This window comes from Kitasatospora sp. NEAU-69 (assembly GCF_057158765.1).
Window position 1 is genome coordinate 1 of record NZ_JBWXUE010000075.1, and the last position, 9639, is coordinate 9639.

Consider the following 9639-nt stretch of genomic DNA (forward strand, 5'->3'; position numbering starts at 1 on the left):
CCTGGAGTATGCGGTGGAGTTGTTCGATCGGGTGTCGGTGGTGGGGTTGGCGGAGCGGTTTGTGTCGGTGTTGCGGGGTGTGGTGGGGGATCCGTCGTTGCGGGTGGGTGCGGTGGATGTGTTGTTGGTGGGGGAGTTGGAGCGGTTGGTGGGTGTGGCCTCTTCGGTGGGTGGGGTGCCGGGTGGGTCGTTGGTGGAGTTGGTGGAGCGTCGGGTGGGGGTGTCGCCGGGTGCGGTGGCGGTGGTGTGTGAGGGGGTGGAGTGGTCGTTTGCGGAGGTGAATGCGCGGGCGAATCGGTTGGCGCGGGTGTTGGTGTCGCGGGGGGTGGGGCCGGAGTCGTTGGTGGGGTTGGCGTTGCCGCGGTCGGTGGATCTGGTTGTCGGGTTGTTGGGGATCTTGAAGTCGGGTGCTGGGTATGTGCCGGTTGATCCGCGGTATCCGAGTCGGCGGTTGGATCTGATTCTGTCGCAGGCGTCGGTGGCGTTGGTGGTGACGGATGCGGTGACGTCGGGTGTGGTGCCTGGGGTTGGTGTGGGGTTGTTGGTGTTGGAGGAGGTGGATCTGGTCGGGGGTGATGGGTCGGATCTGGGTGATGGTGAGCGGTTGGCGCCGTTGCGGGCGGAGAACGTGGCGTACGTGATGTACACCTCGGGCTCGACCGGCACCCCGAAGGGCGTCGCCATCACGCACCGTGGTGCGGTCAACGGTGTCTCCCGGCTCGTCGAGCGGGTGGGGATCACCGAGGGCTCCCGGCTGCTCGGCGCGACCTCGATCAACTTCGACGTGTCCGTCTTCGAGATCTTCACCGCGCTCAGTGCCGGTGGCACCGTCGAGATCGTCCGCGACGTGCTGGAGCTCGCCGAGCGCGACAGCTGGACCGGCAGTGTGATCAGCTGCGTGCCGTCCGTCTTCGCCGGGTTGCTCGACGAGATCGCGGGACGGACCACGGTGGACGCGGTCGTGTTCGCGGGTGAGGTGCTGCCGGCCGCTCTGCTGGAGCGGGTCCGTACCGTCATGCCCACGACCCGCATCCTGAACGGTTACGGGCAGAGCGAGAGCTTCTACGCGACCACGTTCGAACTGCCCGCCGTCCCAGCAGCCCTTGCCGGCTCCGCCGCCCCTGTAGCGTTGACCGGGACGGGCAGCGCCCCGATCGGTTTGCCGTTGGGTGGGATGCGGACGTATGTGCTGGGGTCTGGTCTGGCGCCGGTTCCGGTGGGTGTGGTGGGTGAGTTGTATGTCGGTGGTGCGATCGGTCGGGGGTATCACCAGCGGCCGGGGTTGACTGCCGAGCGGTTCGTCGCGGATCCGTTCGGTGAGCCGGGCAGCCGGATGTACCGCACCGGCGACCTGGCCCGCTGGACCTCGACCGGACAGCTGGAGTGCGTCGGACGCGCCGACAGCCAGGTGAAGGTGCGAGGCTTCCGGATCGAACCGGCGGAGGTCGAGGCCGCGCTCACCGCGCACCCGGACGTCGCCCAGGCGGCCGCACTGGTCCGTGAGGCGGACGGCGGCAAGCAGCTCGTCGGCTACCTGGTCCCGGCCGGCGACGGCGTCGACCCGGCCGAGGTGCGGCGTTTTGTGGCTGAGCGGTTGCCGGAGTTCCTGGTGCCGTCGGTGTTCGTGGTGTTGGAGCGGCTGCCGTTGGATCTGAACGGGAAGTTGGATCGGCGGGCGTTGCCGGAGCCGGAGTTCTCGGGTGGGGTGTATCGGGGGCCGTCGTCGGCGGGTGAGGTGGTGCTGGCGGGGGTGTTCGCCGAGGTGCTGGGGCTGGATCGGGTCGGTGTGGATGATGATTTCTTCGCGGTGGGTGGGGACAGCATCCGTTCGATTCAGGTGGTGACGCGGGCGCGGGCGCGGGGTGTGGAGGTGTCGGCGCGGGATGTGTTCGAGTGTCGGACGGTCGCGGAGCTGGCGGTGCGGGCGCGTTCGGTGGGGTCGGCGGTGGTGTTGGAGGAGCTGGCCGGTGGTGGGGTCGGTCGGGTGCCGCTGCTGCCGGTCGGCGGCTGGCTCACCGACCTGCCCGGCGGCCACGACCGGTTCTCGATGTCGATGATCTGCGACCTGCCGACCGGGATCGACGGGGCGCAGTTGGGTGCTGTGCTGGCGGCGGTGCTGGATCGTCATGACGTGCTGCGGTCCCGGTTGGTGCCGGGTGCGGGTGATGTGGGCGGTGTGGGTTGGGAGTTGGAGGTCGGTGCGCCGGGTTCGGTGGTGGTGGGCGATGTGCTGCGCCGGGTGGTGTGTGACGGGCGGTGGGAGTCGGAGGGCTGGCGTGCGTTGGCGGGGCGGGAGTTGGATGCCGCGCTGGGTGAACTGGATCCGGTTGGTGGGGTGGTGGCGCGGTTCGTCTGGTTCGACGCGGGTGTGGGGGTGGCGGGTCGGCTGTTGATCGTGCTGCATCACTTCGTGGTGGACGGGGTGTCGTGGCGGATTCTGTTGCCGGATCTCGCGCAGGCGTATGCGCAGGTGCGGGAGGGGCGGGTGCCGGTGTTGCCGGGGGTCGGTACCTCGGTGCGGCGATGGGCACACGCCCTCACCGAGGAAGCGGCTCGAAGGGGCGACGAACTTCCCTACTGGAAGGGCGTGATGGCGCAGCCCGAAGCGCCGCTCGGCCGTCGTGCCGCGGATCCGACGACCGACACCATGGCGACGGTCCGTTCGGTGCGGGTCGAGCTCGCGCCGGAGACCACCCGGGCGTTGTTGACGTCGGTGCCGGCGGCGTTCCGGGGTGGGGTGAACGACGGTCTGCTGGCGGGGCTGGCGCTCGCGGTGGCGCGGTGGCGTGATCGGGTGCGGGTGCTGGTGCGGCTGGAGGGGCACGGCCGTGAGGAGGCGGTGGTGCCGGGGGCTGATCTGTCGCGCACAGTGGGTTGGTTGACGAGTATGTTCCCGGTGCGGCTGGATGTGTCGGGTGTGGATCTGGCGGATGCGTTCGCCGGTGGCGTGGCGGCCGGTCGGGCGGTGAAGGCGGTCAAGGAACAGTTGCTCTCGGTGCCGGACAAGGGTCTTGGTTACGGTCTGCTGCGGTATCTGAATGGGGAGACGGCGGCCGAGTTGGCCGGGTATCCGGAGCCGCAGATCGGGTTCAACTACCTGGGCCGGTTCTCCGCCGCCGACATGCCCGAGGAACTGCGCGGCCTCGGCTGGACCCAGGCCACCGACCTCGACGAGATCGAGGCCGCCCCCGACGCCGACATGCCGGCACTCTCGGCCCTGGAGATCGGCGCGTTCGTCACCGACACCCCCGCCGGGCCGCGACTGGCAGCCGTCTTCTCCTATGCCTCCGGTCTGCTCTCGCAGAGCGAGGTCGAGCAGCTCGCCGAGCTGTGGCGGGCGGCGCTGACCGCGCTCGCCGAGCACGCGGCGCGGCCGGCAGCGGGTGGGCTGACCCCGTCGGACCTGCCGCTGGTGCGGGCCGGCCAGGCCGAGATCGAGGCCTGGGAGCAGCGCTACCCGGCGCTCTCGGATGCCTGGCCGCTTACCCCGCTGCAGGGCGGCCTGCTCTTCCACACGCTGCTCGGCGAGGACACGGAGCACGACACCTACCAGGTGCAGATGGTGCTGCACGTCAGCGGCCGGGTCGAGCCGGAGCGGATGCGACGGGCGGGCCAGGCGCTGCTGGAGCGGCACGCGAACCTGCGCACGGCTTTCGTCTCCGGTGGCGACGGGCTGGTGCAACTCGTCGTGGAGGGCGTCGAACTGCCCTGGCGTGAGCTCGATCTGCGCGCGCTCGCCGAGGCCGAACGCGGCGCGGCGCTGGAGGAGTTCCTCGCCCGCGACCACACCGTCCACTTCGACCCCGCCACCCCGCCACTGCTGCGTCTGGCGCTGGTGCGGCTGACCGACGACCGCTCCGAACTCGTGCTGACCGCACACCACGTGCTCTTCGACGGCTGGTCGATCCCGTTGCTGACGGAGGACCTGCTGCGGCTCTACGGATCCGCGGGCGAGCCGGCCGCGCCGGTCGCCCCGCCCGCGTCCGCCGGCTACCGGGACTTCCTGTCCTGGCTGGCCCGGCAGGACCGGGCGGCCGCCGCCGAGGCCTGGGCCGCGGAACTCGACGGCCTGGACGAGCCCACGCTGCTCGGCCGCGCCGCCGCCCCCGCGCTTGCCCCCGCCCCCGCCCTTGCCCCCGCCGCCGAGGCAGCCGGCAGCGACGGCTCGGCCGGCGCCGGGTTCGCCGAGACCGGTGTCGAGCTCTCGCCCGAGCAGGCCCGCCGGATCGCCCGCCGGGCCGGTGAGTTGGGCGTCACCGTCAACACCTTGGTGCAGGGCGCCTGGGCGCTGGTGCTCGGCCAGCTGACGGGCCGTCAGGACGTCGTCTTCGGTGCCACGGTCTCCGGCCGCCCGCCCGCCGTGCCCGGTGCGGACGCGATGGTCGGCATGTTCATCAACACGCTGCCCGTCCGGGTGCCGCTCGCGCCGTCCGAGACGGCCGCAGGACTGCTGCGGCGGCTCCAGGAGCGGCAGGCCGCGCTGCTCGACCACCACCACTACGGGCTCACCGAGATCCAGCAGCACACCGGACTGCCGACGCTCTTCGACACGCTCGTCGTCTTCGAGTCCTACCCGCAGGACAAGGCCGCGCTCGTCGAGGCCGGTGCGGCGGCCGGCATCGCCTTCACGGGGCTCAGGCCGTTCTCCGTCACCCACTACCCGCTGATGCTCGCAGCCGACCTCGACCCGCGGCTGAGCCTCACGCTCCAGTACCGGCCCGAGGTGCTCGACCGCAGCTACGTCGAGTCGGTCGCCCGGCGGCTGCGGTCCGCGCTCCGCGCGCTGACCGAGCAGGACGACCTGCGGGTCGCCGAGCTGGAGCTGCTGGACGCCGAGGAACGCGAGCACCTGCTCCACGCACTCAACGACACGACCGTGCCGGTGCCCGACGTCACCGTGCCGGAGCTGTTCGAGCGGCAGGCCGCCCGGACGCCGGACGCGACCGCCCTGGTCTCCGGCCCGCTCACGCTGACCTACGGCGAGCTCAACGCCCGCGCGAACCGCCTCGCGCACTGGCTGATCGAGGAGGGGGTGCGGCCGGAGACGCTGGTCGCGCTGGCGCTGCCGCGCTCGGCGGAGCAGATCACCGCGCTGCTGGCGGTGCTGAAGGCCGGGGGCGCGTTCCTGCCGGTCGACCCGGGGTACCCGGCCGAGCGGATCTCCTACCTGCTCGACGACGCCCGCCCCGCGCTGCTGCTGACCGGGAGCGAGTTCGCCGCGGGGCTGCCCGAGCACGCCCGCACGGTCGTCCTCGACGATCCCGGGACGGCCGCGCGGCTGGCCCGCCGCCCGGTGAGCGATCCGACCGACGCCGAGCGGCTCGGCGCGTTGGATCCGGGGCACCCGGCCTACGTGATCTACACGTCCGGCTCGACGGGTCGGCCCAAGGGCGTCGTCGTCCCGCACCGCCCCCTGCCCAGCCTGGCGCGCACCGAGATCGAGCGGTTCGAGGTGACGGCGGACTCCAGGGTGCTCGCCGTCACCTCGCCGAGCTTCGACATCTCCGTCATGGAGTGGCTGACCGCGTTCGCCGCCGGGGCCACCCTGGTCGTGCCGCCCGGGCAGCAGGTCGGCGAGGCGCTCGCCGCGACGCTCACCGAGGCCGGGATCAGCGTCGGCCTGATCGCCACGGCCACGCTCGCGAGTGTGCCGCCCGGGCGCTACGCGCGGCTCGCCACGCTCGGCGTCGGCGGCGAGGCCGTGCCGCCCGGCATCGTGGAGACCTGGTCGCCGGGCCGTCGGCTGGTCAACGGCTTCGGGCCGACCGAGACCACCTGCGTCGCGACGCTGAGCGACCCGCTCCGCGCCGACGGCACGCCGCCGCCGATCGGCCGGCCGGTGCTCAACACCCGGCTCTACGTGCTCGACGAGTGGCTGCGCCCGGTGCCCGCCGGTGTCGCCGGTGAGCTGTACATCGCGGGCAGGGGGGTGACCCGCGGCTACCTGGACCGGCCGGGGCTGACCGCCGAGCGGTTCGTCGCAGAGCCGTTCGGCGAGCCGGGCGGCCGGATGTACCGCACCGGCGACCAGGTGCGCTGGCGCCCGGACGGCCAGCTCGACTACCTCGGCCGGATCGACGACCAGGTGAAGATCCGCGGCTTCCGGATCGAGCCGGGCGAGGTCGAGACCGTGCTGGGCACGCACCCGGGTGTGGCCCGGGCCGTCGTCCTCGCCCGGGCCGGCCGCACCGCGCAGCTGGGCATGCGGCTGGTCGGCTACGTGGTGCCGCGCGACGAGCAGGTCACGGCGGACGGCCTGCGGGCGTTCCTGGCCGAGCGGCTGCCCGAGCACCTGGTGCCGTCCGCGTTCGTCGTCCTGGACCGGCTGCCGCTGATGCCGAACGGCAAGCTGGACCGGGCCGCGCTGCCCGAGCCCGAGATCGCCGGCGCCGGTTACCGCGCGCCGCGCACCGAGGCGGAGCGGGTGCTCGCCGGGCTGTTCGCCGATCTCCTCGGGCTCGACCGGGTCGGCATCGACGACAACTTCTTCGCGCTGGGCGGTCATTCGCTGCTGGTGACCCGGCTGGTCGGCCTGGTCCGCGAGGCGTTCGGCACCGAACTCGCGCTCCGGGCCGTGTTCGACGCCCCGACCGTCGCCGAACTGGGCCCGCTGCTCTCCCCGCAGGCGGCCGGCGACGACCTCGGCCGCCCCGAGCTGCGAGCGCGCCAGGACCGACCCGAGCTGGTGCCGCTCTCGTACGCGCAGCGCCGGCTCTGGTTCCTGCACCGTTTCGAGGGGCCGTCGGCGACCTACAACATCCCGCTCGCGCTGCGGCTGAAGGGCGAGTTGGACGTGGCCGCGCTGGCCGCGGCGCTGCGCGACGTCCTGGCGCGGCACGAGAGCCTGCGCACGGTCTTCGTCGAGGATGCGGACGGCATCGGCTACCAACGGGCCCTGCCCGAGGGCGGGTTCGGCTTCGACCTGGCCGTGGTCGATGTGTCGCCGCAGCAGCTGCCCGACGCCGTGTCGGCCGCCATGGGCCACCGGTTCGATCTGGCCACCGAGATCCCGTTGCGCGCCACGCTCTTCCGGGCCGGTCCGGAAGAGCTCGTCCTCGCGCTCGTCACGCACCACATCGCGGCCGACGGTGCGTCGATGGCGCCGCTGGCCCGTGATCTGTCGACGGCGTACGCGGCCCGGCTCGCCGGTCGCGGCCCGCAGTGGGACGAACTGCCGGTCCAGTACGCCGACTACACGCTCTGGCAGCGCGAGCTGCTCGGCGACGACACCGACCCCGGCAGCCGCTCGGCCCGCCAGTGCGCGTACTGGCGGGAGGAGTTGACGGGAGCCCCGCAGCCGCTGCAACTGCCGCTGGACCGGCCGCGCCCGCCGGCCGCGAGCCACCGGGGCGACCTGGTGGAGTTCACCGTCGAGCCGGAACTGCTCGCCGCGCTCCGGGAGCTGGCCCGCCGTCACGACGTCACCATGTCGATGATCACCCAGGCGGCGTTGGCGGTGCTGTTGGGGCGGTTGGGTGGTGGTGAGGACGTGTCGATCGGTGCGCCGATCGCGGGTCGTGGTGACGAGGCTCTGGCGGATCTGGTCGGGTTCTTCGTCAACACGTGGGTCTTGCGGGTGGATCTGTCGGGGAACCCGACGTTCGCCGAGCTGCTGGAGCGGGTCCGCGGCAAGGCACTTGCGGCCTATGACAACCAGGACGTGCCGTTCGAGCGCCTCGTCGAGCTGCTCAACCCCGAACGCTCACGCGCCTACCACCCGCTGTTCCAGGTGATGTTCGCCTGGCACGACGACCTGCGCGTCGACTTCGAGCTGCCCGGCCTGACGGCCGAGCCGGGGATCGTGCAGACCCGCACGGCGAAGTTCGACCTCTACCTCACGCTCTCCGACAGCCAGGACGGCTCCGGTGCCCACGGCTACCTGGAGTATGCGGTGGAGTTGTTCGATCGGGTGTCGGTGGTGGGGTTGGCGGAGCGGTTTGTGTCGGTGTTGCGGGGTGTGGTGGGGGATCCGTCGTTGCGGGTGGGTGCGGTGGATGTGTTGTTGGTGGGGGAGTTGGAGCGGTTGGTGGGTGTGGCCTCTTCGGTGGGTGGGGTGCCGGGTGGGTCGTTGGTGGAGTTGGTGGAGCGTCGGGTGGGGGTGTCGCCGGGTGCGGTGGCGGTGGTGTGTGAGGGGGTGGAGTGGTCGTTTGCGGAGGTGAATGCGCGGGCGAATCGGTTGGCGCGGGTGTTGGTGTCGCGGGGGGTGGGGCCGGAGTCGTTGGTGGGGTTGGCGTTGCCGCGGTCGGTGGATCTGGTTGTGGGGTTGTTGGGGATCTTGAAGTCGGGTGCTGGGTATGTGCCGGTTGATCCGCGGTATCCGAGTCGGCGGTTGGATCTGATTCTGTCGCAGGCGTCGGTGGCGTTGGTGGTGACGGATGCGGTGACGTCGGGTGTGGTGCCTGGGGTTGGTGTGGGGTTGTTGGTGTTGGAGGAGGTGGATCTGGTCGGGGGTGATGGGTCGGATCTGGGTGATGGGGAGCGGTTGGCGCCGTTGCGGGCGGAGAACGTGGCGTACGTGATGTACACCTCGGGTTCGACCGGCACCCCGAAGGGCGTCACCATCACGCATGCCAACCTCGTCAACGGTGTCTCCCGGCTGGCCGAGGCGGTCGGCCTGCGGCCCGGCTCGCTGATGCTCGGCGCGACCTCGATCAACTTCGACGTGTCCGTCTTCGAGATCTTCAGCGCGCTGACCTCGGGAGCCGCGGTCGAGATCGTCCGCGATCCGCTGGAGATCGCCGAGCGCGGCGGCTGGACGGGCGGTGTCCTGCAGGCCGTCCCGTCGGTGCTGGAACGCGTGCTCGACCAGGTGGCGGGCGGGTTGCAGGCGGACACCGTCGTGCTCGGCGGCGACGCGTTCCCCGCAGGCCTGTTCGCGAAGCTCAGGGCCGCGATACCGGGCGCCCGGATCATGCAGGCGTACGGGCAGACGGAGGACTTCTACGCGACGACGTACGCCGTGCCCGACGACTGGGCCGGTGCGGGCAACGTCCCGATCGGTTTGCCGTTGGGTGGGATGCGGACGTATGTGCTGGGGTCCGGTCTGGCGCCGGTTCCGGTGGGTGTGGTGGGTGAGTTGTATGTCGGTGGTGCGATCGGTCGGGGGTATCACCAGCGGCCGGGGTTGACTGCCGAGCGGTTCGTCGCGGATCCGTTCGGTGAGCCGGGCAGCCGGATGTACCGCACCGGCGACCTCGTCCGCTGGAACGCCGAGGGGGCGCTGGAGTACCTCGGCCGCAGCGACGCCCAGGTGAAGATCCGTGGTTTCCGGATCGAACCGGGCGAGGTCGAGGCCGTCATGGCCGAGCACCCGAGCGTCGCGCAGGCCGTGCTGCTGGTCCGCACGGCAGCCGGGTCGGGCGACCCGCAGCTCGTCGGCTACGTCGTGCCGGCCGGCAGTGCGGCGACGCCCGGCGGCACCGACTTCGACCTCGACGCCCAGGTGGACCTCGCGGAACTGCGGCGTTTCGTGGCTGAGCGGTTGCCGGAGTTTCTGGTGCCGTCGGTGTTCGTGGTGTTGGAGCGGCTGCCGTTGGATCTGAATGGGAAGTTGGATCGGCGGGCGTTGCCGGAGCCGGAGTTCTCGGGTGGGGTGTATCGGGGGCCGTCGTCGGCGGGTGAGGTGGTGCTGGCGGGGGT

1 protein-coding gene is annotated in these 9639 nt (G+C 71.7%); it reads left to right on the plus strand.

Features of this window, described 5'->3' with window-relative positions; all coding sequences use genetic code 11:
* Positions 1 to 244 precede the first annotated feature (244 nt).
* The coding region (locus AC060L_RS37130; RefSeq protein WP_483803409.1) for an amino acid adenylation domain-containing protein at positions 245 to 9639 on the plus strand (9395 nt) is incomplete at its 3' end.